The following is a 26,404-nucleotide window of genomic DNA, read 5'->3' on the forward strand; positions in this document are numbered from 1 at the left end:
TATCTATATTGACAATGAGAATCAATATCATTCACATTCCAAATGTTAAATATCTATACTTAATGAAGTTCGCTTTCAAAATCCCGGGATAGCTTAATTGAGGGACGTTGCTTTCTTGAATACGGGATCCCGCAGGAATCGGGCATGAATTACTAACTAATTTGAATTACCATCATTCACACTCAACGCCCAAACCTGCTATCTGCATTAAGTCAACGAAGGTCTGGGCGATGTGGCATCCGCGCATCAGATTAAATCAGGAAAGTTTTTTTGCTTGCGGATACAATGAGCGCCTTCCACTCAAAAACTCTTTTCTGATTTTGCTTACCATCCGCACTTGGCATAGGGCCGTTTTTTGTTTGTTCGCCACACTCAGCTCTAGCTTTTGCAATGCAGCGGCAGCAGATGCCTGCCCCGCCAATCCTGCCCCGATCAGATTTTTGCTGAGCTTTGACGATGGCCCCAGCGCTGTACAGCCTGATAATCCGACAGAAAAAGTATTAAAGGTTTTGCAAACCAATCCTTATCAAGCAAATATCAAGGCAATCTTTTTTACGCAGACAAGAGCGGTAAATGGTGGCGGGACAGAATTTGGCAGAAGCTTGTTGAAGAAAGAAGTAGAGGCCGGGCACCTGCTGGCTTTTCATACGGCAACTCCGCGCCATTCAAATCATCGCTATCTGAACGAGCAAGAATTGATCGCCTCGCTGGAGTTAGGTATTGCAGATTTAACTGACATTACCGGCACGCCACCTAAACTGGTGCGCCCGCCCTTCTGGAACTTTGATGCACGTACGTTGGGTATTTATCATAGCCATGGCTTACGCATGCTGTTGACCGATTTGAGTGCCAATGATGGCATCATCTATGGCATCAACTTTAGCCTGACCAAGCGCAAAAACATGCGCAAACTCTTGCTGACCTTACGGCCAGAATGGTGTCAGAACGCCATGCCAGTGGTAGATGGTGTCACGCCCATCGTCGTCACCTTCCACGATATTAATCCTTACACAGCCAATCACCTGGAAGAATATCTGGATATATTGCTGGATGTTGCCAGGGAGCTTGAGATGCCAACCAGCAGCAAGGCCTTTTACGATGACAAGGCAGAAATCGAAAGAGCCGCGCTGGCACGTGCAGCGGATGATGCTGGCAGCAAACCTCACTTACCTGGCATCTGGGAATGGTTCTGGGGTCTATTTAGCTGACAAACTGCTTAGCAAAAATTGTGGCGGAGACGCAAACCTTGTGTCACTACACAGCGTAACCGACAATTCAGGATGAGGAAAGTGCATGCATTGCGCACTTGCTGCATTGAGTTTGATCTGCGCTTCTTTGGTGGTCCATAGTTGATAAAAATCACGCACGCGATTGCCAGCATCCTGTTGCGCTAACCAGGCATTTTCGTCTGTATTAAATGCCTGCAATGCCAGGGCTGAAAAATCGCGGCCTGAATTTAGCAGCTCAATGTCCAGACCCAGTTTGCTAGTGGCACTGACTGCGCACGCTACCCACGGACCACTATGCGAGAGGCTGAATCCTGCATGAGTTAACTCTGGATTATTCAAGCGAGGTGCACTACCGGGTTGCTCTGTCAATTCAAGTTCTGAGGCAGGCAAGCCCAGCAAACTGGACAGCGCCTGTCTCAGGAGAATACGGCCAGCCAAAAATTGCTGCTGGCGCTCAGGACGAATAAAGTGCTGATAGCGTTGCACTTCACTGCTACTGAGCCAGGGTAAAAAAGCAGACAGATCGACGTCATTCAGGGCACGCAAACTGAGCAGATAAATACTGGCTTCATCAGGCTGAGTTTTCATACCATGCACCGATCTGGCTGCGGCATATCTATGGTTTAACGCAATGCCTTGTCATCAGCACCGGTTGGGCCACCGACAGCACTACTGTAGTTACTGATGACATACCCACTGGCAAGTGTAGCAACACGGGTCAGCATCAAATTATCATGCACGCCGAACACGAAACCCGCAGCCATGGCACCGGCACGCTGGAAAAATTCTGGCCTGGCGATAGTATTGCCATTCGAATCGGTGACATTCAACCGCAGCAAAACACCTGAGCTACCCGCGAAAGGTCCCAGCAAAACTCGCTTGGCACCGTGTTGAAACTGTATTTCTTCAATCACTGGCTGGATTTCCAAAGTACGACCATTGGCTGGGCGCTTGTTCCATTCTTCCAGAGAACTAGCCAAATCTTTTTGGATATTGTCATTGATTTTGACAAGCCCGGAAGTATCGCCACTATAACCCTGCCTGAATACAGTAGGTTTAACTATGATGCGACCATAATTTGAAAAAGCTTCTTTCGGGGCGGGATTCTGTGTAGCACTCGCCTTCACAGAAGTAGCGCAACCTTGCAACAAGGCCAAAGCAAACAATACAGACGCCAGCAAACCACGTTTCAATACGGTATTCATACTTTCCTCTTATCTATGATGGAAAGGGATATGGTGGTCATATCCCTCATTTCATTCTTACTTCGTGAATGCCAGATCCCCGGCAATGCTGAAGCCCGACTTTTTACTTATTTTTTACTTATTTTTACTTATTAGCGATCTTGACGAAATCACCTTTGAGTGCAACGCCAGCGACAACTGCACCGACATGACATTCAAACTCAGCTTCATTTGCATAATCAATGTTGTCGTAACTGCTGACAATATTGACGACTGCATTGGCGCCCAATTCTATGGCGCGCTTTTGCAATTGCAACATCGCAGACAAAAACACCCAGTTGCAGGCCTTTTCGTTTGACTTGCCGAAAGCATTTGTTTTCAGATTGCTTCTGTCACTGCCAAGTTTTTCAAGGACTACTGGGCCAGGTTGTTTACCAAAATAAAATTTGACCGAATCTCCCAAGCGACTCTTTGCATCATTTGCATTCATGGCAGCAGAAATAGGTAACAAGACTTTTTTGTCGTTAGCTTGAACACTGGCCACACTTGCCATCATCACTGTAAATACAATTGCTGTGGAAATTACTTTTTTCATTCTGGTTTTCCTCGTTAAATAAGTATGGGCCGCATTATTGATTAGCGGTATTTTTTAAAAATCAGCGAAGTATTTATTCCGCCAAATGCGAAATTATTCGACATCACATATTCACAATCTATCGCCCTGCCCTCGTCCCTGATGTAATCAAGGTCTGCGCATTGCGGGTCCAGCTCCTGCAAATTGATCGTGGGAGCAAACCATCCCTCCCGCATCATTTCTATACTGATCCAGGCTTCCAGTGCACCACAGGCACCCAGGGTATGCCCCATATAGCTTTTCAATGAACTGATGGGCATGGTATTGCCAAACACTTGCGCTGTAGCCTGGCTTTCGGCGATATCACCCTGCTGGGTACCAGTGCCGTGGGCGTTTACGTAGCCAATATCAGATGCCTGCAGTTCTGCATCTTCCAGCGCCAGTTGCATGGCGATTTTCATGGTCTCGGCATTTGGTTGCGTGACATGGCAACCATCGCTATTGGTGCCAAAACCCACCAGCTCGGCATGTATGGTGGCACCGCGTGCGAGTGCATGCTCCAGTTCTTCCAGTATCAGGCATCCGGCACCTTCGCCAATGACCAAGCCATCGCGCCCTGCATCAAAAGGGCGTGGCGTGATCTCTGGCGTGTCGTTGCGCACGCTTGTTGCAAACAGGGTGTCGAAGACTGCGGCTTCTGTTGCGCATAATTCTTCAGCGCCACCGGCAATCATGGCGACTTGTTTTCCGCCACGTATGGCTTCATAGGCATAGCCTATACCCTGGCTGCCGGATGTACATGCAGACGATGTCGTGATGACGCGCCCGGTCAGGCCAAAGAACACGCCTATGTTGACAGGCGCAGTATGCGCCATCATCTTGATATAGGTAGTGGCATTGATACCCTTGGTAGTGCGTTCTTCCATCATGCGGCCAAAGTCACCAATCGCACTCGGTGTGCCAGCAGAAGAGCCAAAGGAGATACCCATTTTGCCACTGGTGACAACAGGATCATTGAGCAAACCTGCATGCTCCAGCGCGAGTTCACTGGCCCGTGTTGCCATCAGGGCGACCCTGCCCATGCTGCGCGTGGCCTTGCGGTGGTAGCGTTCATTCAATTCAAAGTCTGCCGCTGGCGCACCCAGTTGCGTGTTAAGACCGTCGTAGTCACTCCATTCATCCATGCGCTTGATGGCATTTCTGTATTCGCCCAATTGCTTGCGTATGCTGGCCCAGTCATTGCCCAATGGGCTGATGCCGGCCATGCCGGTGACGACGACGCGGCGTTTAGCATTATTCATTTCATTATTACTCATGCCATTCCTCCATTGACTGAAATGACCTGGCGCGTGACATAAGCAGCATCAGGCTGCATGAGAAAGCTGACGACGGCAGCCACTTCTTCCGGCTTGCCAACGCGTTTGGCAGGTATCATTTTCAAGGCTTCTTCCATGGGCACATCTTCTATCATGTCTGTTTCAATTAAGCCTGGGGCCACGCAATTAACAGTGATTGCCCGTTTTGCCAATTCAATTGCCAAGGCCTTGGTGGCACCAATAATGCCAGCCTTGGCAGCGCTGTAATTGACCTGGCCACGGTTGCCGATCAGACCGGATACCGATGCCATCGTGACTATGCGACCAGGTTTGCGGCGCTGCACCAGGGGCATGACCAGGGGATTGAGCACATTATAAAAACCATCAAGATTGGTACTCAGCACGATATCCCAGTCCTCGCCTGACATGGCAGGAAAGGCATTGTCACGTGCCACGCCAGCATTACAGACTACGCCGTAATAACAGCCATGCTGCTCAATATCGGCAGTCAGTATCGCTGCTGCCTGCTCGCGCTCGCTGATATCAAATTGCAGGACACGCACCTGGCGGCCCATGGCAGCAATTTCACGCGCGACAGATTCTGCTTCTTCACGCTGACTGCGGCAATGCAAGACGATATCGTAACCATCACTGGCCAGGCGCAAAGCAATTGCCTTGCCTATGCCACGCGACGATCCAGTCACCAACACACTCATACTCATTACTAACTCCGTTGCAGAAAATCTTTGACATTAGCGGGCTGAAACACCGTAATTGTCGCATTTGCCAATGATGCGCCATTCGCGCTATTCCTGATTTGACATTCAAAAGCACCCAGGCCATTGTCACCTTGCAAGGCCTTATGCACGTGAATGTGCAAGACGCTGCCCAAGACAAATGCTGGCTGGCTGCAATCATAGCGCCTTGAACCCAGCAAAAACCCCACTTTAACAGGCTCACCGCGCAATTGCGCCAGGTAACCGGCATGGGCAGCAATGGCTTGCGCCATATATTCAATACCAACCCAGGCACCTACACCTGATGTTTCACAGAACAGGGTTTCTGGCCTGATGCTGACTTCTGCACACAAATTCTCATCATCAGCGCTCAGCACCCTGTCCAGCAAGACCATCTCGCCATCATGCGGTACCAGGTCGCGCACCGGGGGCAATTCTTTTTCATTCAGCATGTTCATGCTCTTCCCAGTATCAAGGCCGCGTTGGAGCCGCCAAAGGCAAAGGAATTGCTCAGTACATAACGCACTGGCCGCCCCAGTTGTTGACCATGGAAAACCACATTCAGCACGGGCAATTGTGGGTCGGCGACCGCATCCCACAGATGAGGTGGCAATCTTCCTTGCATATTGTCGTCCTGCATCGTCAGCCAGCACAATGCAGCTTCTACTGCGGCAGCAGCACCCAGTGTATGTCCGGTAAAGGGTTTGGTAGAACTGACTGCCACAGCATCACCAAACAAATCATGAATCACGCGCGATTCCATCGCATCATTTTGCGGGGTGGCCGTGCCATGCAGGTTGATGTAATCGATATCTGCTGCTGAAATACCGGCACGCTGCAAAGCCTGGCTGATCGCCAGACGAGCACCGCCACCGGCAGGGTCAGGTGCCGACATGTGATGACCGTCGGACGATTCGCCCCAGCCACACAAGGCCACGCCAGAACCTGTGCTATCAGCTTCAGCACTCATCAGGAATAAAGCCGCACCTTCACCTATATTGATACCGTGACGATTGGCACTCAAGGGATTGCACAAACTATCACTGACCGATTCCAGTGCTGAAAATCCGGCAACGGTGAAGGCGCATAGCGTATCGACGCCGCCAGTCAGGACAACATCGCAAAGCCCCATCTTGATCAGGCGCGCAGCGCTGGCCATGGCCTTGGCGCTAGAAGAGCAGGCGCTGGAATGCACATAGGCCGGGCCAGTGATACCCGCAACATGAGCCAGGAAATCTGCAGGTGAAGCCATCTCTTGCTGGCCATAATGAAACTCTGTTGGGAGTGAAGCGTCAGCGTTGAACTGGCGCAAGGCAGCCTCGGTACTGGCGATGCCTGAGGTACTGGTGCCTATCACTACGCCAACGCGGTCTGCGCCAAAGCGTGCTATGGCAGCATCCAGTGCTGGCCGTATCTGTGTCAGTGCAGCCAGTGCCAACTGGTTATTGCGGCTGCGCATGCTCAGTGGCATGGCGCTGATATCCGGCAATGCGCTGGTGACTTGCCCGAGTGGTAGTGTGCGACCGCTTGACCAGGCATCAGTGGGCAAAACGCCAGTCTCAGCCTCATCCAGCAAACGATGCAGGATGTCCCGATGATTGTCGCCCAGTGCGCAGACGATGCCACAGTGATGTAAATACAGCTTCATCATAATATTCAGGTACTCAAGGTGCTGACTGTATGGTCAGGCGATAGTGGTAACGCAAATTATTCAGTACAACCGTGCCGCTCCAGCGTGGCATGCCACTGTAGTCAACGGTGACGACCAGCTTGTCATCCAGGTAAAGCGAACGGTGCAAACCCTGCTCTTCTATGCGCCAGCCTGCAGGCAGTGCCTGGGCAATCGCACTCACTGGCCACAGGCTGAGTTGCATGTCTTCCAGTACGTCTTCTGCCCTGACCTGTGCAGGCAGCATGACATGCCGCCAGGACTTTAACTGCTTGCCGTCATAACTGAGGCTCAGGACGCGCTGTCCAAACGCCAGGCCAACGAGTTCCAGATGGCCAGGTTCAACTTCCAGCGCCGCATCCAGTTCGTCTATGCGGCCATTTCTTTCCACGATCAAATGTTGCTGTACGCTGAAAGAAGCATCCAGTGCGGCAGGAGCCAGCATCAGACCCAGGCGCGCTTCAGGTTGCACAGGTTTGCTGGCGCAGGCACTCAGCAATGCAAGTATGGCCGCTGACGCAACCAAGCTGAGCCATGATTTAAGTTTGAGCGACATGCGCACTTTCTGTAGTAGAAGTAAAACAGGGAACAATCAGCCACACCAGCGCAGTTCCTATCAACATAGTTAAACCAAAGGCTTGCAATGCCGGTGTGCGGCTCAATCCCAACAAACCAAAGGATAGCAAGGTATTGGCAGCCGACAAACCAACTGCCAGCCAGGGCGTGGCATTGCGCCTGTCAGGATGCTCTTGCATAAAGATACCGTAATCAACACCCACACCCAGCAACAGCATCAGCGCCAGGACATGGAATAACTGCAGGCTTTGCCCCGCCAGACCCAGCAAACCCAGCGTCACCAGGCTGGAGCACATGGTAGGTGCCAGCACGCGCCAGGCATTGCGGCGGTAACGCGGAAATAACAAGGCAAACACCACCAGATAAGCAGCGGACACTACCCAGCCCATATAGGCACGATAGCGCCCCAGCACCGAAGATATCTCGTTGACTTTATCCACCCATTGCACACCTTCCAGCCCCTGCCCTGTTTGCTGCAAAGTCGCCAGGCCATTATTGGCATAACTGAGGCCGCGCAAGGCCACGATGCTGGCGTATTCATTACCGATCTTCCCTAACCATAAATGCCGCCAGGGTTCCCCGGCAGAGGTCTTCAGAAACTCATCAATGGAAGTGCTGGCTGTCAGTGTCAGCAAATGCTTGCGTATGGTAGCAGCCCAGGCGGCATCTTCCTCCACCTTGCTGGCCAATTGACTCAAAGCCCCGCCCTCTGCCAGAAGTTTTTCGTCTATCAATTGATGGCGCTGTTTTTGTAATTGCGCAGACGGTATCCAGTTTGACAAAGCCTGATAGCCGGAGATGGCATGACGCTCTATCAGAGGATCAAGTTTGCGCTTCAGGGCTTCTTCACGCTGCAAGACAATTTCAGAACTGCCACCGCGCACCAGGAAATACTGGACTGGCGTTGGCGCATCCAGCAATTTGCCCAGTTTGATCTGATCAGCAATCAGATGCTTGGGGGAATTTTGCAAGAGGCGTATGTCGTCATTGGCACCCAGGCGTGAACAACCTATTGCTGTAGCTATAGCAAAAATAGTCAGGACAACAAGGCTGCGCGGATTCAAGCCCAGGCGTGGCCAGTGCATCAGCGCTGCCGAATAACGCGCCACCAGCTTGCCACTTTTCAAGCTGCCAGCGCTGATCAATTGTGGGAACCAGCAAATCACGGTAAGCCATGCAAACACCAGCCCCAGTGCAGAAAATACTGCCATATGGCGCAAACCGGGGAAAGGTGTCAACCCCAGGCCCAGATAACCAATAACTGCCGCCAGCAAAGTCAGGCTCAGGCCTGGCAGCAAGCGCTTCAGTAAAGTGGGCGAATCAACACTGGCATCCGCACTGAGGCGGTTGCACAAAAAATAAATACCATAATCCTGCGCCACACCGATCAGGCTGGCACCAAATACCAGCGTCAGCAAATGTATGCCGCCAAACAGCATCCAGCACACTGACAAGGCACCAAGAAAACCTACGCCTATGGACAGCAATATCAAGGTGATGGGTTTCAGGGAACGGAAGCTCAGCCACATCAGCAAGATGATGCCAATTAATGAGCCCAAGCCTATGGTAGACACTTCGCCGCCCGCCTGTTGCCCGGCGGCGGCAGCATGCAGGACAACACCCGCGCTGATGATTTCTACCGAAGGTGTTGCCAGCAAAGCTGCTTCCGCCGCCTTGCCCAGCAAAGGCAAAACCGCCTCTTGCGCAGTCAGGGAAAATGCTGATGGTTTCAGGTTCAGGGGCAATAGTACATATTGCTTTTCCTTATCTGCCACGAACAGATAACCATCGCGCGGGCGCACTGGCGTTTCTTGCGCTCTTTCCTGCACCCAGCCAGAAAAAAGATTAAAAGGATCATCCTGAAAGTTACCCAACTTGGGGCCTGAGAAGGCGTTATACATCTTTGCCAGCGCCAGGTCAGTCCAGTATTGCGCTGGTTCTGTACGCAATTGCTGTTCTTGTTGCGCTGTCAGCAAACCCAGGCTTTGTTTTTGGAATACTGCCAGCCAGTCACTCTGAGCCTGGTCGCTGATATTGGTTGCCGTCAGTAAATCCGTACGGCTTGCCAGTACTTTTTGGTAAGCAGCGGCGGCATGCTTGGCCTGTTCCCAGTCATTTGCACCGATCAGTACCACTACCCTTTGCTGGGCAGTGTCGACCATGTGGGCAAAGGATTGTTGCAAGACCGGGTCACGTTCTTGCACAGGCAACAGGGCCAGGATATCGGTATCAGGCGCGATACGCTTGCCCAGCCACAAATAGGCATGATGAGCCAGCAACAGGCAAACCACGATTGCCCATGTGATTGCCAGCCCTTTAGTCCATCCATGCTGTTTTTTCGTACCGTCGCTCATGAGTTTGCTTTTTCCTTATTGAGCAAACAAGGCCAGTTCTTCAGCCGTCATGGCCGTTTCACCAGTTTTAATATCTGAAAAAATGATGGTGGTACGGTCACCACTGGCTTCGTCGATATGGATATTTTTTACGTAAGCACCACCGTCCAGCGAAATCGCACCTATCGCTTTTGCCAGGGCTGCTTCGCGCGCTTTGAGTGCCACCTTCCAGCTAGTGGCATCAGCACTGCCGTCGACTTCAAACAGGGTTTCCAGCTTGCCCAGGTCACCAGACAGCAGAGAAAACAGCACGCTGTTGATCATGCGTACCGTAGGTTCTTTTTGTGCGTCCAGGCGCATTGCTACACGCTCACCTTGCAAGTGTACGATTTCATCACGTGTCAGGCGCAAGGTATTGGGGAATGGTTGCAGCGTGCGCCACAAGATACCCTTGCCATTGACGACACAAAACCGACCATTGGATGCCAGCGGTTTTTTCATGCCCTGCAATTGCTTGGTCTGATCAAACCTGCCACACAGTACTGATGGCTTGGCCAGCATGTTCTGGATTTTACTGATAGGTGCTGCGGCATTGCTGTTGTCTGCCCAAAACAGGCTCAGCAACAGCATGCAGATAATAGATAGCAAACGCAACATGGGCATCATAGGTATCATGGAATAGGTACTCCCAATTTTTCAAACAAGATGGCAGGAGATACAAAGCACATCTCTCCATTGGCAATTTCAACGGCAACCTGGGTCGTGCTGGCACGGTTCAGGCGCTTTCCGGTTGCGGTGTCGGTGATCAGGTAATCTATCTTCAAACGGTTTTCCCATTCGACTATCTCGGCACGCAGGGTCAGCTTCTGGCCAAAACTGGCGGGAGCAATATAGCGTAACTGCATGTCGATGACGGGCCAGGCATAGCCGGACTCTTTCATCTGCACATAATTGTAATTAATATGATCCAGCAAGGCACAGCGCGCCACTTCAAGATACTTGACATAGTTGCCGTGCCAGACGATTTCCATGGGGTCCAGGTCAAAGAACTGGACTTGCATCTCAACTTCGGCAGCCCATGGACTGGGCGTATTCTTTTTACGCATACAACTTCCATTCTTGCTGACGGATACGTTCCAGCATCAGACGCAAGTCAGGCTCCAGGCGACGGTCTTCCTGCACAGGCGCTACATCGCCAGCCAGTGCATCCATCATTTGTTTCAACGCTGGCGATAATTGCAAATCCTGATTCACGCGTGAACGCAGCCAGATGCCCTGCCTTACTGTAATGAGCAAGGCAGCCACTACCTGTTCTGTCAATTCCAGCACACGCAGGCAATCTCGGGCAGCGATGGTGCCCATGCTGACCTTGTCCTGGTTATGGCATTCGGTGGAACGTGAAAAAACCGAGGCAGGCATAGTCAGCTTCAATGCCTCTGCCGTCCAGGCTGAAGCACTGATTTGCAAGGCTTTCAGGCCATGGTTGATTGCGGCACGCGGCCCTTCCATGCCAGACAGATTGGCGGGCAAGCCATGGTTATAACGACTGTCGACCATCAAGGCCATTTGCCTGTCCAGCAAATCTGCCAGATTGGCGACAGCATTCTTCATGCCATCCATGACGAAGGCGATATGGCCGCCGTAGAAATGGCCGCCATGAAGTACGCGCTCATTGTCGCCGTCGATAATCGGATTATCGTTGGCGCTGTTCAATTCATTTTCTATGGACTGACGGAAGAAAGGCATGGCATCAGCCAGCACACCAATGACGTGAGGAGCACAGCGTATCGAATAACGGTCTTGCAGGCGTTTGCCATTGCGTTCAGCTTGCCCTGCTGGCAAATCCTGGCGCAGCCACGCAGCCACACCCTGCATGCCGGGATGCGGTTTCACTGAAAATAATACTTCATCAAAATGATGGGCATTGCCATCCAGTGTCACTGAGGCCATTGCTGTGATGCGCGTAGTCATCTTCACCAGATAATCAGCACGCTCATAGGCCATGCAGGCCAGTGCTGTCATGACGGCTGTGCCATTCATGATGGCCAGACCTTCTTTCGGGCGCAGGCGCAGAGGTGTGATCCCGGCTTCACGCAGAGCCTGTGCAGCAGGTACCTGCACGCCATCGCGCCAGACTTCACGCTCGCCACACAGGACTGCGGCCAGATAAGACAAAGGCGTCAGGTCACCACTGGCACCGACAGAACCTTCGCTGGGTATCAGCGGCAAAAGACCGGCCCCCAGCAAACGACTGATCTGTTCCAGCAACTCTACACTGACACCAGAAAATCCTTTGGACAAAGATGCGAGACGTGTAGCCATGACAGCACGGGTTTGTGCCGGTGACAGATATTCACCCAGGCCGCAGCCGTGGTAGGTATACAAATGGTGCGGCAATTCTGCTACCAGGTCTGGTGGCACGGTGACAGTACAGGAATCGCCATAGCCGGTCGTGACACCATAAATGGTGCCATCTTCACGTAACAGACGGTCCAAAAAATCTGCGCCACGGGCTATCGCTGCGCGAAACCCAGGGTCAGCAGACAGTGCCGCATTGGCGCGGCCATGGGCGATATCGACGATGTCTTCTATGCTCAATCTGTTACGGTCGAATTGTACGGTGCGCAGCTTGGTGCTCTGATCAGCGGATAGCATCTTGTTTTTCCAATTCGGGTAAATGCCAAAAATCATAAAAATTAAACCATTGCAGCGGTGCCCGCACTGCATAATATTCGAGGCGGGCGGCGTACTCGGCGACTACGCTGCGCAAGGCCTCATCCCGCCCCTTGCGTGGCAGCCTGATAGCTTCACGCAAGAGTTCAAAGCAGACTTGCGGCACGCCGTCCATTTGCAAGGAAAACAGCAGATAGACAGGGCAATGCAAGACACTGGCCAGCACATAAGGGCCGACCGGGAAAGCAGCATCCCGCCCAAGAAAAGGGGTCACCGCCACCCTGGGTTGCGGCGCTACCGGGATACGGTCACCAGCAATCACCACAAAACCACCTTCAGCAATTTTATCTGCCAATAGCATGGCGGTAGCAGGTGTCATTTCTGTCACCTGCAATAAATTCATCTGGCTCTCAGGATCAAGCCTGGCCAGCATGCGATTGAACGCCTGCGCATGCTTGGTATGCACCAGCACCGTCAATTTCACTTCAGGAAAACGGCGCGACAACACGCGGCACATTTCCAGATTACCCAGATGCGAACATACGATCAGGCCACCACGCTTTTGGGTGACCTGGACATGCATTTCTTCTTGCCCGACATACTTGACTTTGCTCTCATCAAACAAACCACCCCATAACAACATCTTGTCGAGGATGTTTTCTGCAAAGGCGGCAAAATGCTGTAACACACCAGTCCAACCCTGAGCTACTTTGGTATAGCCGCTCATGCGTTGCAGGTAAGCCATGGATGCACGGCGCGGCGCTGGTTTGGTGAAGACATACCAGGCCAGTACCGGGTACAAAAATATACGGAACGGCCAGCGTCCACAAACCTTGAACACCCAGAACAAAAACCGCATGCCAGCCACAAAGCTGACTTCATTGATGCTGGCCCAATGCCAGGCAGAGCCTGTATTTTGAGTGCTCTGTTTCATTTTCCCGCCTCAGGCTGGCTGCGCCAGTGACGTGCCAGCAGAGATGGAATGCGTAACAACATGCCAAAGAATAACTTGGTATGCATGACGGTAATCAATACATTGTCACGCCAGACGCGAAAATGAGAAACACTATCCGTGGGATAAGCAACGCGGGTAGGCAGGTTGATGACTGCCGCACCATCCCAATACAACCTGACCAGGATATCGGTATCAAAATTCATGCGCCTGCCTATGTCCTGCCTGGCCATCAGCGCTATCACTGCATCCACAGGATAGACGCGGAAACCGCACATGGAGTCGCGTATGGCCAGCGACAGGGTATTAATCCAGACCCAGACATGGGTCAGATAACGCGCATACAAACGTAAGGCAGGCACAGATTCATCATAGACAGGGTAACCGGCAATCACCGCCTGCGGATGCGCCTTTGCCTGCGCCAGGAATTGCGGCACATCGGCCACACAATGCTGGCCATCTGCATCAATCTGCAAGAGATGGGTGTAAGACGCTTGCGCTGCATAGCGAAAACCCGTCAGTACGGCAGCGCCCTTGCCCTGATTGTTATCGTGACGCAGCAAAGTCACACGATCTGGTGTAGCGGCCTGCAAACCCTGCAACACCTGTGCGCATTCAGCCGAACTGCCATCATCCACCAGCACACAGTCCACCTCATGCGTCAGCACAGCCTGCACTACAGCAGCGATTGCATGTTCATGGTTATAGACGGGAATGAGGACGCAGGGCTTGAACACTTTACTTCTCCACCCTCGCAAAACGCAACAGGGAATGGCAATAGCCGATATCGTCACGGGTAGTGATCAATTGCAAGCCAGCGGCTTCCGCCAGACGCACATAGTCACCGCTCTCATAAATCTTGCTGTTACCACTGGCCATGGCCGTGAAATACGGCGAAGTATTGATCAGGCAAAATGCGGCGATATCATAACGCTGCCTGTCCCAGAAAGTATCCATGATCAGCAATTGCCCGTTAGGGGCCAGTGCTTTGGCGGCGCGTTGCAGGATACTGGCAATAGCAGGCTCTGAAAAACAACTGAGGAACTGGCTCATCCAGATCATGTCCATGCCAGCAGGCAAGGCAGCGTCATTGTCCAGCAAATCGATGGAATGGAAATGGGCGCGCTCATGCACGCCAGCACTTTTTAAATTTTCTTCAGCGACTGACAATTGACGTGGCAAATCCACCAGATGCATTTCTACAGCAGGATTGTAGGCCAACGCAGCACAACTGAATTTGCCGGTATTGGCACCAATATCCATGAGCTTGCGGGGCGCTGTTGCAAATACGTCAGGCAAGATGCTCGGGAAAGAGGTATCAGAATAATGGTGGTCAAAAGCAAACCAGCTGGTTTTTGCTGGCTCTGGCAATTGCGACAAACCTTGGTACAGCGTAGGCCAGTTACCCAAAGCACTCAGGCCCAAGGGCTTTTCGTTATCCAGGGACTCATCAAGCTTGAACAAGCCTTCGTAACAGACATCATGATTGAAATCGAGATTGACCTGGGTGATGGAGTCAGTCAATACGCAATAGCCAGCCTTGTCCAGCACATAAGAACCAGCACTCAGATACACCACGCCAGATGAAAGGCAGGTTTCCAGTACAACCTTCAATGCATATTCAGTCCACTTGCCTGTGGCTGCCATGTCTGCAATCGTCAGTCCTGCGCCACCGGCATCGGCAAGTGTCTGCAACATGCCGCGCTTCCAGGCATAACGTACGCATTGGAAAACGACGGGACCAAAGGCAATTTTTTGCGCCTCAAAACGGGCAGCAAAAGCGGATTGGCGTTCAGGAGAAAATTTCTTATCTAGCATGCGGGCTTTTCATTAGCGAAAATAATACGACCACCGGCATGTTGCCCGGCCTCAGAAAAATAACGGAATTGCAAACTGTCTTTTACTACATCATGTACCAACTCCAGCATGACTGGTACTTCTGGATGGATCACATGCTGGAACTTCAGCGCATGAACAGACTTGAATATGGGCGGCAATACAAAATATTCACGGGCATATTTGATGACCCAATCGAGTTGCACTACCCCAGGCAGTACGGGTGCGACCGAAAAATGTCCATCAAAATAAAACAGTGTTGCCGGCACGATCAGCTCAAACAATACTTTTTCTGGTGCTTGTTCCAGCAGCCGTATTTGTGGCAAACGTGGGCGCGGATCACCCGCTTCATCCAGCAAGGCATGCAATTGTGCAAGCGTAGTCTTGCCCTGCGCATTCACTGGCATTTGATCCAGATAACGCCAGCGACGTGGCAAGGCAATCGTCTCCACCAGCTCGCTCAATATTGCACGCATGCGCAGGTTGAATGCCCTCTTTCCTTCAAGTGCCAGTTGTTGACGGCCTTGTTCAGTTGCCACAATAAAGGCGGACAGTTTTTGTCTTTGCCCTGGCACTTCATGATCAGCGATCACTCTGGCTTCACTGACCAGATCAGAGGCCAACAAAGCCTGTTCAATGGCATCGAGTGAAATACGTTTTTCTTCGATTTTGACGATACGGTCACTACGACCCTGTAACAACAAACGACCATTGTCTGTCAGTTGTGCCTTATCTGCCAGGAGTAGCCAGTCTGTTTGGCCCAGGTGTGGCGAACGCACTTCCAGCAAATCTTCTTCTGCTATGCGCAAATCGACTTTGGGCAAAGCCTCCCAGCTTTCGATTGCACCCGGTTGGCGCTGGCGCCAGGCGATGCCACCGGTTTCAGAACTGCCATAAACTTCAAAGGGGACATGCCCCAGCATATCGCCGACAACATAAGCTGTCTCTGCTGCCAGTGGGCCGCCTGATGAAAAGATGGCGCGCAATCTTTGCTTGCCAGCTTGCCAGTCCAGATGTTCTGGCAGTCGCTTCAGGTGAGCTGGACTGGCAATCAGGGCGCAGTCACGCTGCGCCAATATTTGCGCCAGTTGCTCAGGGAAATTCACACTCAAGGCATGAATGGCACGACCTGCGGACAAAGGCCACAAGACCTTGAACAGCAAGCCATAAATATGCTGATGCGATACGGTGGCGACTATCTCGGCATTACCGAGACACTGGCCAAATACTTGCTCCAGGCTGCCGACTTCGCTCATCAGTTGTGAGAGTTTTTTGGGTATCGCCTGCGGCTGTCCGGTACTGCCTGAAGTGTGCACGACCAGGCCAATAAAATCGGGGTCCAGTGCTTTCAAAGTTATAGGTGCGGCAGTGACTGCCGCTTTTACCGGATGATATTCTTCAGGAAACTCACCCAGAAATGCATCTACAGATTTGGACAACGCAAGGCATGTAGCAGGCAAGGTATCAGCCGTCAGCCATACCGTTTTATTCTCCATCCAGGCAGCCAGCAAGGCGGCGGAAAATTCCAGGCTGTCTTCCACGTACAAGGCCAGTTGTGTTCCTGGCGCATTACGGATTGCAGCGCTCCATGCACCTATACGTTGCAAGAAATCGCTATGCGATACTGCACCGTGCGCATTCCATCCCATGATGGCATGACCAGGACGAGCTGCCAGCGCAAGGCAAGGATCGGGAGAAAAATCAGACATGATGAATTCGTTTAAAGCGCAAGCGCACCAGGTATTCGATGGCGAATAACAGACCCATGAGGATATAGGCGATGACGCCGGTATACAGCGACCAGATAGCTGGCGAAGCCCACATGGCCGTGGCAAAAGCGATGCTCCCGTTGATGACGAAAAACACGCACCATACTTGCGTCACGCGGCGTGTGTAGGCAATCGCGACATCAGGCAACTCAGGCTCGCGCAGGCGTGCAAATCGCTCCACCATGGACGGCGGCACTGCCAGGCTGTAAGAAAAAACAGCCAGCAATACGCCATTCACCAATACCGGATACAATTTAAGGGGTAATAATGCGTTCGCGCATACAGCACAGCCAGCCAGCAGCAAGGCGCAGAACATGGACCAGCGCGCTACCCGGCTGACCTTGAATGTTGGCAATCTGGTTGCCGCTGCCAATAGCAATAAGACTGCCAACCAGCGTGGCTCTACCTGCCCCTGGCCAAACCAGATGACGAGTGGATAAAGCACCGTAAGTATGACCGCAACAACGGTCAGGATTGCGCGAACTATGTTGACTGCTCCGCCTGCAGATTGAGCAGGGCATCAATCACGTCACCAATGGTGCGTATCTTTTTAAATACTTCGGGTTGCAAGCGCATGCCTGTCATTTGTTTGAGTTTGACTGCCAGATCGACCGCATCAATGCTGTCAATATCCAGATCTGCGTACAGGTTGGATTCCATTGTCAACGCCGATTTATCCAGCTCAAACATTTCGGCCAGCAGGTCCACCACCCAAACATAGAGCTCGTCTCTGCTCATTTCACTTACCACTACCATTACAGACTCCTTACTTCTTTCTATTTGCAGCAATTAATGCAGCCAATGCGTTCACCGATGCAAAATGGCGACGCGTATCTTCGGAATCAGCTGACAAAGAAATACCATAGCGCTTTTGCAAGGCCACACCCAGTTCAAGTGCATCGATAGAATCCAGACCCAGGCCTTCAACAAACAAGGGCGCATCGCTATCAATGTCAGCAGCGGTGATATCTTCCAGCTGCAACACTTCAATGATCAGTTCTTTTACTTCTTGCTCAAGCATGACGTTGATTTTCCTCGGTAAAATAATGCTGCAGATGATCCGTCAAATGACGGGCTGCCATGACATCCGACTGACCAGCACCAATAAAATGCTGAATCGGAATATCTTCTTTAACTTCTATTCTGAACTGCGCAAAACGTTCTGGCACATGCCACCACTTTTCACCCTTGCCCAAGGTTGGCGGGTCGCAACGTATTACCACCGGTGTTACTGCGCAGACACCGCGTACAGCAATATTGGCCGCACCGCGCTTCATGCAAATGATGCCATCAGCAGGAGTACGCGTCCCTTCGGGAAACACGATCAAATTATTACCTGCCTGCAAAGAAACGATACAGGCTTCCAGTAATTCTGTGCCCTGCTCATTACTGATATAACCAGCAGCTCTTACCGGGCCACGGGTAAACGGGTTATTCCATAAATGGCTTTTGACTATGCAATCTGCATTTTTAACAAAAGCCATCAAAAAAACGGTATCAATCAAGGTAGGATGATTTGCCAGTATCAGCAAGCCACCACGCTCCAATCTGTCGAGGCCCGTGATCTCATAACGCAATACACCAAGCAATCGCATCAAGCCGACAAAACCACGAAATGTCAGGCGTATGATATGGCGCGCTGCCTTGGTACGTTTTTCCTGTTGCCACACCAGCAGATACAAGGCCGGAAACACCAGCACCCGCAACAGCAAGCCGCCTATGCCAAAAGTCAGAAAACTGATGCCTGTTGCCAAGACTCGCCAGCAACGCTCAAATTTTTCAACCATGACGCGACCACAGCCAGCGCCGCTTACCTACTATACGCTGCATCTGCGCTTGTTCTCCGATTTGAAAACGCAACACTTCCAAGCCGCCAGACATGCCATTGCCGTTTAATTCCTGTTCTTCGACCTCATCCCAATTAAGATGAATGGCATCTTCCCGCGCCGGCACCATCAACCAGGCCCAGGCATAAGGCTGTTCATCACAATCCTGAAATGATGCAAAAACAGATGGTAAGGCGTTATCATAAGCCACCAGCATCACCATGGGTGCACCATCTGCCAATAAGCCACATGCTTCAATAACTGCATGTTCTACCGTGCTTTTTCCACCAGCCAGGGCGATATGATTGGCCTGATCCTTGCGCGCAATAGAGAACAAACCCGCGCTGGCATTGTGTACGGCCAGACCAAAACCAGTCGGTGACACTGATGCATCCTGCATCAATTCTGTCAATAAATCGACAGCACGCGCCACCTCGCCATGGCGTGAGCAAAATACAGTGGGAACATTAGTCTGCCCATTCAGGCACTGATATGCAACTTCCAGTGCCATTTTCCCAAGAAAACCGGCACGTCTGCGCAACATCGCTGGCATTGCGGCAACACCAGGTTCAATATCACCAGTCAGGGGAAATGGCGATAATGCCCATTCCTTCCATGCGTCCATACTTGCGACACCAGGAGCCCAGGCAGCAAAATTATCAATTGAGAAACGAACACCACTAACACGCATTATTATATTTTTTCATCCATTTTTAGCATGTCACGGCTTATATAAGTGTTGCCCTATACAATTTGTAACAAATGAGGGAGGCATTATAGCAAAGCATGAATAGAGTCCACAATCTGATATATCGTCGGATTGATTATTTGTCTTTTTTGATTCAAGCCTTTGTTTCTCAAAGGAAAAGCACTTTCAAGTAAATGATAGGGGTGGCTATCATTTCGGAAAAATAATAGTCGTTGCCAATGTATAAACGATAAAACCCCGCAACACTTTCATGTTGCGGGGTTTTATTCTGAGTTACTTTCTACAAGCTCACTACATCACAAGCAATGCGAATTTCTATAAATTCTTAATGAGCATCTGCTGCGAGCTGGCTGGCAGACTTGCCAGACAATTTGCGCCTGATTTTCACTAGCAAATGTTCAAAGTCATCAATGTAGGTGAACACTGCCGGGACTACCAACAGGCTCAACAAAGTTGAAGTAATCAAACCACCGATGACCGCAATCGCCATTGGCGAACGGAAGCTGGGGTCAGCTCCCCAACCCAACGCCAAAGGCATCATGCCTGCACCCATGGCAATAGTAGTCATGATGATGGGGCGACTGCGTTTGTGACAGGCATCGACCAGAGCATCAAAACGAGTCATACCAGCTTCTCTTGCCAGCACTGCATAATCAACCAGCAAGATAGAGTTCTTGGTGACTATACCCATGAGCATGATCAGACCTATCATGGATGGCATGGACAAGGCGCGGCCAGTCACCAGCAAGGCCACGAAAGCACCACCGATACTCAAAGGCAAAGCAGCCAGAATAGTCACCGGTTGCAAGAAATCCTTGAACAGCAAAACCAGCACACCGTAAATACACAGCACACCAATCATGATGGCGATACCAAAGCTGGCGAACAGGGCTTGCATCTCTTGCGCATCACCAAGTTCAGCAATGCTGACTGATGGCGGCAGATTTTTCATACTCGGCAAAGCGCGGGCTTCTTCATTGACTTCACCCAACTGACGGTTACCCAATTCCACATCCAGCGTCACGTTACGTTTGCGGTTCAAGCGATCTATCTGCGCCGGGCCGGACTCCATGGTGACACTGGCAACGCTGCCCAACATGACGGGCCCATTCTTGCCAGGCACCGTCAGGCGTTCTATCTCGGCCAGGTCGGCCCTGAAGCTATCTGGAAGTTTGACGCGGATAGGCACCTGACGTTGGGAAAGATTCAGCTTGGGCAAAGCCTGGTCATAGTCACCCGCCGTTGCCACCCGCACTGTTTCACCGATGGCAGATGCAGTCACGCCGAGGTCAGCAGCCCTCGCTGAATCGGGACGTACAATGATTTCTGGACGTACCAGCGAAGCACTGGAACTGACGTTGCCCACGCCTTTGAGTGTGCGCAATTCCCTCTCGACTTTTTGTGCAGCTTCCAGCAAAGCCAGTGGGTCTTCACTTTGCAAAACCAACTGCATTTTGACACCGGTATCCGGCGGGCCCACGTTGAACCTGGCACCGGAAATATCTGCTACCTCGGCACGGATCTTGGCATCAATATCGGCAATCGAATCTTTACGCTTATTCCTGTGTACTGCTGTCACGGTCAACACTGCACGCCTGGCTTCTGCTGCTGCACCTGGAGCAAAAGCATCACCACTGGAACCACCACCGATAGAACTGAAGACATTGATAATCTCTTTGTTCTTCATGATGGCGACCCTGGCCTGTTCGGCCACTACACGGGTTTCTGCCAGTGTACTGCCTGGTGGCAGCTCTATATTGACCTGTGTTTGCGCACGGTCAGCAGAAGGCACAAAACCCGTTGGCAATAAAAACACCAAGCCAATTGAGGAAAAGAAAAATATCGTCGCAGCTATCATGGTGATCAGACGATGATGCAGACACCACTGCATGGTTTTCATATAATGCGTCATGATCCAGCCATCTTTCTGGCCATGCACACCATCAAGCTCACCAGATTTGCCCGGCTTGGGTGACTTCATGATATAAGCCGCCATCATCGGCGTCAGCAAACGCGCCACCACCAGCGAAGCCAGAATCGCAATCACTGCCGTCCAGCCAAACTGCTTGAAGAACAGACCCGGCACACCGCCCATGAAGGCCGTCGGCAAAAACACCGCAACCAGGGCAAAAGTGGTGGCGATAACGGCCATGCCGATTTCATCCGCTGCTTCCATGGCTGCCTGCATAGGTGTTTTACCCATGTGCAAATGGCGGGCGATGTTTTCAATTTCAACAATCGCATCATCAACCAGCACACCTACCACGAGGGCAAGTGACAGCAAGGTCACGGTGTTGAGGGTATAACCAAAATATTTGAGACCAAGGAAAGTAGGTATCACGGACAAAGGCAAAGCTGCCGCTGCAACCAAGGTCGCACGCCAGTCGCGCAGGAACCACCATACCACCAGGATGGCCAGCAAGGCTCCTTCGTACAACAAATCCATGGAGCCATCGAAATTCTCCTCTACCGGCTGGGCATTATCAATGGCCTGGTGAAACTTCATGTTTGGATGCGCTGCCTGCAATTCATCTACCGCAGCATGCGAACCTTTGGCGACATCAACTTCACTGGCACCCTTGGTACGGAACACTTCAAAGCCGACCACTGCTTTGCCGTCCAGCGTTGCCATCGAGCGTGGTTCGCTGACGGTATCAAGCACGCGGGCCACCTGATCAAGGCGTATATGCCTGCCATCTGGCAAAGGAATATCCAGTACAGCCAGTTCAGCCGCCGTCTTGACGGTGGCAATGGTACGGACAGATTGCTCGGCACCACTGACATCACCACGACCACCCGGCGCTTCTTGCTGCACCAGCTTCAGGCGACGTGATACATCAACAGCAGCGACATTCAAAGCCGCCATCTTGATGGTATCAAGTTCAACCCGCACTTCACGGCTGACACCACCCATGCGCCGGACTGCACCGACACCAGGTACGGCACGCAAGCGTTTTGCCACGGTGTTATCGACGAACCAGCTAAGCTCTTGCGCATCTGGCTTGCCGCTTTCGCCAGCGACGACTTTGCTGTCCTTGCCATCTTCTGCAGCCTCTACCGTGTACGTCATGATGACGCGGCCCGCAGTCGATGCCTTGGTCACGGTAGGGTCACGCATTTCGCTAGGCAAATCAGCACGTACGGTTGCGACAGCATCGCGTACCTCATTGACTGCATCCGAGATCACTTTTTCCAGGACGAATTCGACCGTGACTTCAACATCACCATCCAGCACCTTGGTGTAGACATTTTTTACACCTTGCAGTGAAGCGACGGCATCCTCTATCTTGCGGGCGACTTCAGTTTCCAGCTGTGCCGGTGCAGCGCCAGACAAAGGTGCACTGACGGTGACGATGGGCAATTCAATATCTGGAAAATCCTGGACTATGGTAGAGCGAAACGACAATATCCCCGCTAGCGTCAGCAAGATAAACAGCATGATCGCCGGTATGGGATTTTTAATGGAGAGGGAAGAGAAATTCACATGAACCCCTTAATTTTTTACAGCAGCTACTGTGGCTGCGCCGGCTGCAGCAGCATTGGCAGGCTTGGTTGCGGCCACAACTTTTACCGTATCGCCATCATTGAGGAAGCCTGCGCCGCTGGAAACGATAGTACTGTCTGCATTCAGGCCAGAGACCACCTCCACCAGGTCGCCTTGCGCATTGGATACGCGGCGGCCAGTCTGCACTTTGATTTGCGTCACACGGCCATCAGCGTTAAGACGGAAGGCATAGCTGAAGCCATCCCTGACCACCACAGCCTGCTGCGGTATGGTCAAGGCTTGTGAGCTGCCCATCACGAATTCACCTTTGGCATACATGCCAGGCTTGAATGCAAGTGAGGCTGTGGCTGCTTGTGGCTTGGCTGTACTGTTTGCATCTGGCACCAGATCAACATACACCAGACCCATTCTGGTTTGCGCATCTACTGTCGGCGATACCACCCTGACCTTGCCCTTCCATTGCGTGCCACCAGGAGCGGTAACGATGGCTTCAGTGCCCGGCACTATTTTTGCCATTTCACTGGCCGTTACTTCAGCACGCCATTCCAGGCGGCCCTGACGTATCATGCGGAACAATTCTGCCCCATTGCCGACGACCGAACCTAAAGTGGCTGCACGTGCCGTGATAATGCCACTGTCAGGCGCAAGAACGCGGGTATGGCGCATACGTAATTGCTGAGCTTCAACGCTGGCCTTGGCCGACTCCACCCTGGCTTTGGCGGTTTGTTCTGCCGTCAGGTATTGGCCGACTTGCTGGGCACTCAGTGCGCCGCTGGTTTGCAAGGCACGGGTACGTTCTGCATTAGCGGCAGCATCAGCCAGATTGGCCTGCGCTTCTGCCAGGCTGGCTTGTGCCAGGGCCAGATCAGCTTTGACGGTTTCGCTGGCAAAGCTGACCAGCAACTGGCCGCGCTGCACCACATCGCCTATATTGGCATGCAACTCCTGTATACGCAGGCCTGTTGCCTCAGAGCCTATCAAAGCTTCCTGCCAGGCAGCGACACTGCCATTGGCGGCCAGTTTAATGACGAGATTGCCGCTGCTGGCTTTGGTCGTTGTCACTGTCAAAGCAGGCTTTACCTTGGCAGCAGATGCAGATGCGCTGGCTGTCTTGGCCGGTTCATCAGCCGCATTGGATGTCGCAGACAGCCAGATACCGCCTGCGCCAACAGCGATCATGCCAGCAAGACTCAGGGATAGTGGTTTGCGTGAAATGAGTTTCATCATGTCTGATACGCTTTCTGTTTAATTTTTAAATTCAGGAATTTGTTTGGCGCTGGGGCCAGGATTGCGGCTGGGTAGCTGCTTGTGCATTCAAGTCCCAGCCACCGCCCAAGGCGCGGTATAGCGCGATCCAGGCACGATTTCTTTCTAGCTGCAGGGCGATGAGGGCAGACTGGGAAGCGAAGGCCGTACGCCGCGTATCTTCCAGTTCCAGCAAGCTGGCCATGCCCTTGTTGTAACGTTGGGCAGTTGCCTGCAAAGACTGGTCATAGCCCTTCGCAGAAATTTCAGAATCAAAGCGACGGGCATCCGCGCTATTCAGATTGACCAGTGCTTCTTCAACTTCGCGTACTGCCTGCCTGACCTTGCCGTGATAATTGCTGCTGGCATTCAGGTAGCGTGCTTTGGCAGCTTCGATATTGGCTGTGGTCTGGCCGCCATTAAATATGGGCAACGTCAAAGCCAGTGGGCCAACTGACCAGGTATCCATCCTGCTCGTACTACCGGCAACGTCATAGCGCATGGTGCCGATGGAACCACTGAGTGTCAGGCGCGGATAACGTCGCGCCTCTGCGGCACCGACCTGGGCACTGGCGGTCGCCACCTCTTTCTCAGCCGCATACACGTCCGGTCTTTGCGCCAGCAATTGTGCAGGCAAGGTGGTGACAGCCAAAGGCAGCAGGTTTTTGAAACTGGCCTGGGCATTTGCCAATAATTGCCTGAGGTCTGGTTCTGGCTTGGCTGTCAGCGCGACCAGGGCTTTGACATCCAGATCACATAATGCGGCCTGTTGTATCGCGCGACTATTACCCTCAGCTGCGCTGGCGCGTGCCAGCGCTGATGTAGCACCGGAGGACATGCCTGCCTGGGCGCTGAGTTCAGTCAACCTGGCAGTTTCTGCGCGTGACTTGGCATCTTGCCAGGTCAGGTCTGCCGTTTGCTGGCAACTGATGACAGAGAAATACAGCTGCGCCACTTCCGCTGCCACCGATATCCGGGCATCATGCCAAAGTGCCTGCGTACCTTCCAGCTCTGCCTGGGCAGCCTGATTCGCGGCGCGGTTGGCGCCAAACACATCAATTTCCCATGCGGTCTGCAGACCTGCCTGCGATGTAGTGGCGACAGGCATACCCGGCTGGTTTTTTGCCCGGGTCGCATTGGCAACAGCATCCAGCGAAGGCAAGAGTGCAGCGCCACTCGCCACCCTTGCGGCCCTGGCAGTTTCTATGCGTGACCAGGCTTGGGAAATGGAAGGGCTGACCTTTTGTGCAGACTCAATCAACTCCAGCAAACTGGCATCGCCATTGGTTTGCCACCAGTTGCGCAATTCGGTATTTTTTTCCACGGAGGGCAATGCTGCCTGCCATTGTGCGGGCACGCTACCGGTACTGGATGTCATTGGAGCAGTTGTCGAGCATGCTGCCAGCAAGACGGCAATGGCCGGCATAAGAATGAAATGTCGTATAGTCATATCGCTGTCAAAGATTTGGTTTATCAGAACTTGTTAGAAGCCGGCGTCTTTTTTCGTCTTCACACATGGCGATGGCATAGTCCACCAGGCGTGAAGCATAAATATCAATTGCCTTGGGTTTGGCGATCAATGCTGGCCTGGTCGCCTGTATCACATCACCGCTGAGCAGCAGTGAAATCGCCAGGCCAGTAATTGAAATCGCCAGCCTGTGCACATCATCATCTGCCTTGGTGATGCCAAGATAACGGCACAAAAGCCTGACAAAACCCTGGTGCGAAGGTTTGATGACGGTGTCGATTTCTTCCATCCACAGGCCGGTAGGTTCCAGCATTTCGCGGAAATGCAGCTTCATGCAGGTCTCGATGATTTCACCCTGTTTCAGCGAATCGGTAAAAGTGCAGATCAGTTTCAGCAAAACAGCGCGCATGTCTGCAACATCCGCCTCAAATATCTCAGGATCTACATTTGGATTGGTGCGCGGGTCATTGAACACCGCACGGTACAAACCGGCTTTATCAGAAAAATAATAGCTGATGGCAGAAACATTGACATTGGCGGCTTTGGCAATTTCACGTATCGAGGTTTTGGCAAAACCTTTTTCGGCGAACAGTATCAAGGCAGTGTCCAACAGACGCGTACGCGCCTCTATCCCATCGACACGCAATATTTTTCCATCGGGTGTAGCTACCTGTTTGTCTGGCTGAGTTTGCCGTACTACGGCTTTTTTCTGGCTGGATGTTTTCATGCGATGCATACTAGCACATAAATCAAACGTTTGATTTAACTATTCCATATCAGAGCAAAGAGCATTAGCAAATTAG

At 52.0% G+C, this 26,404-nt stretch carries 26 protein-coding genes; 1 reads left to right on the forward strand and 25 read right to left on the reverse strand.

What is annotated here, in order from left to right; genetic code table 11:
- Nucleotides 1-359: 359 nt before the first annotated feature.
- Nucleotides 360-1,208, forward strand: a complete 849-nt coding sequence (locus tag ACO0LD_RS00705; protein ID WP_423002781.1) for a polysaccharide deacetylase family protein — start codon at nt 360-362, stop codon at nt 1,206-1,208.
- Here the strand turns inward: ACO0LD_RS00705 and ACO0LD_RS00710 are convergent.
- The 25 genes from ACO0LD_RS00710 to ACO0LD_RS00830 all read right to left on the reverse strand — a co-directional run bounded on the left by ACO0LD_RS00710 (nt 1,197) and on the right by ACO0LD_RS00830 (nt 26,328).
- Nucleotides 1,197-1,817: a 4'-phosphopantetheinyl transferase family protein gene (locus tag ACO0LD_RS00710; RefSeq protein ID WP_423002783.1), complete on the reverse strand. Its 621-nt coding sequence runs from the start codon at nt 1,815-1,817 to the stop codon at nt 1,197-1,199. The two genes, ACO0LD_RS00705 and ACO0LD_RS00710, sit on opposite strands and share 12 nt — an antisense overlap.
- Before the next feature lie 35 nt (nt 1,818-1,852).
- On the reverse strand, nt 1,853-2,434 hold the full coding sequence (locus ACO0LD_RS00715; protein ID WP_423002785.1) for a hypothetical protein: 582 nt from the start codon (nt 2,432-2,434) through the stop codon (nt 1,853-1,855).
- 124 nt (nt 2,435-2,558) lie between these two features.
- Complete coding sequence (locus ACO0LD_RS00720) at nt 2,559-3,008, reverse strand: excinuclease ATPase subunit (protein ID WP_423002787.1); 450 nt, start codon at nt 3,006-3,008, stop codon at nt 2,559-2,561.
- Between the two features lie 41 nt (nt 3,009-3,049).
- Nucleotides 3,050-4,303 carry a beta-ketoacyl-ACP synthase gene (locus ACO0LD_RS00725; RefSeq protein WP_423002789.1) on the reverse strand — a complete coding sequence of 418 codons (1,254 nt, stop codon included), beginning with the start codon at nt 4,301-4,303 and terminating at the stop codon, nt 3,050-3,052.
- Entirely contained in the window at nt 4,300-5,025 is a 726-nt protein-coding gene (locus ACO0LD_RS00730) for a 3-ketoacyl-ACP reductase FabG2 (RefSeq protein ID WP_423002791.1), read from the reverse strand. Before ACO0LD_RS00730 ends, ACO0LD_RS00725 begins: the two co-directional genes overlap by 4 nt.
- A 2-nt stretch (nt 5,026-5,027) precedes the next feature.
- Nucleotides 5,028-5,492, reverse strand: a complete 465-nt coding sequence (locus tag ACO0LD_RS00735; protein ID WP_423004040.1) for a 3-hydroxylacyl-ACP dehydratase — start codon at nt 5,490-5,492, stop codon at nt 5,028-5,030.
- 2 nt (nt 5,493-5,494) lie between these two features.
- Nucleotides 5,495-6,688, reverse strand: a complete 1,194-nt coding sequence (locus tag ACO0LD_RS00740) for a beta-ketoacyl-ACP synthase (protein ID WP_423004042.1) — start codon at nt 6,686-6,688, stop codon at nt 5,495-5,497.
- Nucleotides 6,689-6,704: 16 nt separating this feature from the next.
- The gene (locus tag ACO0LD_RS00745; RefSeq protein ID WP_423002793.1) at nt 6,705-7,265 is read right to left on the reverse strand and encodes a DUF3261 domain-containing protein; all 561 of its coding nucleotides are present in this window, start codon (nt 7,263-7,265) and stop codon (nt 6,705-6,707) included.
- A complete protein-coding gene (locus tag ACO0LD_RS00750) occupies nt 7,249-9,639 on the reverse strand; it encodes an MMPL family transporter (protein WP_423002795.1) in 2,391 nt (796 codons plus the stop codon). The genes ACO0LD_RS00745 and ACO0LD_RS00750 overlap by 17 nt, the downstream gene beginning before the upstream one ends.
- Nucleotides 9,640-9,654: 15 nt before the next feature.
- Nucleotides 9,655-10,248, reverse strand: a complete 594-nt coding sequence (locus tag ACO0LD_RS00755) for an outer membrane lipoprotein carrier protein LolA (protein WP_423004044.1) — start codon at nt 10,246-10,248, stop codon at nt 9,655-9,657.
- Between the two features lie 41 nt (nt 10,249-10,289).
- Nucleotides 10,290-10,724 carry an acyl-CoA thioesterase gene (locus ACO0LD_RS00760; protein ID WP_423002797.1) on the reverse strand — a complete coding sequence of 145 codons (435 nt, stop codon included), beginning with the start codon at nt 10,722-10,724 and terminating at the stop codon, nt 10,290-10,292.
- On the reverse strand, nt 10,717-12,273 hold the full coding sequence (locus tag ACO0LD_RS00765) for an HAL/PAL/TAL family ammonia-lyase (RefSeq protein WP_423002799.1): 1,557 nt from the start codon (nt 12,271-12,273) through the stop codon (nt 10,717-10,719). Before ACO0LD_RS00765 ends, ACO0LD_RS00760 begins: the two co-directional genes overlap by 8 nt.
- Entirely contained in the window at nt 12,260-13,225 is a 966-nt protein-coding gene (locus tag ACO0LD_RS00770; RefSeq protein WP_423002801.1) for an acyltransferase, read from the reverse strand. Before ACO0LD_RS00770 ends, ACO0LD_RS00765 begins: the two co-directional genes overlap by 14 nt.
- Complete coding sequence (locus ACO0LD_RS00775; RefSeq protein WP_423002803.1) at nt 13,222-13,980, reverse strand: glycosyltransferase family 2 protein; 759 nt, start codon at nt 13,978-13,980, stop codon at nt 13,222-13,224. Before ACO0LD_RS00775 ends, ACO0LD_RS00770 begins: the two co-directional genes overlap by 4 nt.
- Before the next feature lies 1 nt (nt 13,981).
- Complete coding sequence (locus ACO0LD_RS00780) at nt 13,982-15,061, reverse strand: class I SAM-dependent methyltransferase (protein ID WP_423002805.1); 1,080 nt, start codon at nt 15,059-15,061, stop codon at nt 13,982-13,984.
- Nucleotides 15,055-16,788, reverse strand: coding sequence for an AMP-binding protein (locus ACO0LD_RS00785; RefSeq protein WP_423002807.1), 1,734 nt, complete (start codon nt 16,786-16,788; stop codon nt 15,055-15,057). Before ACO0LD_RS00785 ends, ACO0LD_RS00780 begins: the two co-directional genes overlap by 7 nt.
- Nucleotides 16,781-17,293 (reverse strand): hypothetical protein, encoded by a 513-nt coding sequence (locus ACO0LD_RS00790; RefSeq protein WP_423002809.1) that lies wholly within the window; start codon nt 17,291-17,293, stop codon nt 16,781-16,783. Before ACO0LD_RS00790 ends, ACO0LD_RS00785 begins: the two co-directional genes overlap by 8 nt.
- Nucleotides 17,294-17,331: 38 nt before the next feature.
- Complete coding sequence (locus tag ACO0LD_RS00795) at nt 17,332-17,586, reverse strand: acyl carrier protein (protein ID WP_423002811.1); 255 nt, start codon at nt 17,584-17,586, stop codon at nt 17,332-17,334.
- Nucleotides 17,587-17,614: 28 nt separating this feature from the next.
- Entirely contained in the window at nt 17,615-17,869 is a 255-nt protein-coding gene (locus ACO0LD_RS00800; RefSeq protein WP_423002813.1) for a phosphopantetheine-binding protein, read from the reverse strand.
- The gene (locus ACO0LD_RS00805; RefSeq protein WP_423002815.1) at nt 17,862-18,635 is read right to left on the reverse strand and encodes a lysophospholipid acyltransferase family protein; all 774 of its coding nucleotides are present in this window, start codon (nt 18,633-18,635) and stop codon (nt 17,862-17,864) included. Before ACO0LD_RS00805 ends, ACO0LD_RS00800 begins: the two co-directional genes overlap by 8 nt.
- Complete coding sequence (locus ACO0LD_RS00810) at nt 18,628-19,299, reverse strand: beta-ketoacyl synthase chain length factor (protein ID WP_423002817.1); 672 nt, start codon at nt 19,297-19,299, stop codon at nt 18,628-18,630. Before ACO0LD_RS00810 ends, ACO0LD_RS00805 begins: the two co-directional genes overlap by 8 nt.
- A gap of 409 nt (nt 19,300-19,708) precedes the next feature.
- Nucleotides 19,709-22,867, reverse strand: a complete 3,159-nt coding sequence (locus ACO0LD_RS00815; RefSeq protein ID WP_423002819.1) for an efflux RND transporter permease subunit — start codon at nt 22,865-22,867, stop codon at nt 19,709-19,711.
- A 9-nt stretch (nt 22,868-22,876) separates the two neighbouring features.
- Complete coding sequence (locus ACO0LD_RS00820; protein WP_423002821.1) at nt 22,877-24,115, reverse strand: efflux RND transporter periplasmic adaptor subunit; 1,239 nt, start codon at nt 24,113-24,115, stop codon at nt 22,877-22,879.
- A 31-nt stretch (nt 24,116-24,146) separates the two neighbouring features.
- A complete protein-coding gene (locus ACO0LD_RS00825; protein WP_423002823.1) occupies nt 24,147-25,583 on the reverse strand; it encodes an efflux transporter outer membrane subunit in 1,437 nt (478 codons plus the stop codon).
- A 7-nt stretch (nt 25,584-25,590) separates the two neighbouring features.
- Nucleotides 25,591-26,328: a CerR family C-terminal domain-containing protein gene (locus ACO0LD_RS00830; protein WP_423002825.1), complete on the reverse strand. Its 738-nt coding sequence runs from the start codon at nt 26,326-26,328 to the stop codon at nt 25,591-25,593.
- Nucleotides 26,329-26,404 lie beyond the last annotated feature (76 nt).

The sequence above is a fragment of the Undibacterium sp. Ji83W genome, from assembly GCF_049340385.1.
Taxonomy (GTDB): Bacteria; Pseudomonadota; Gammaproteobacteria; order Burkholderiales; family Burkholderiaceae_D; genus Undibacterium.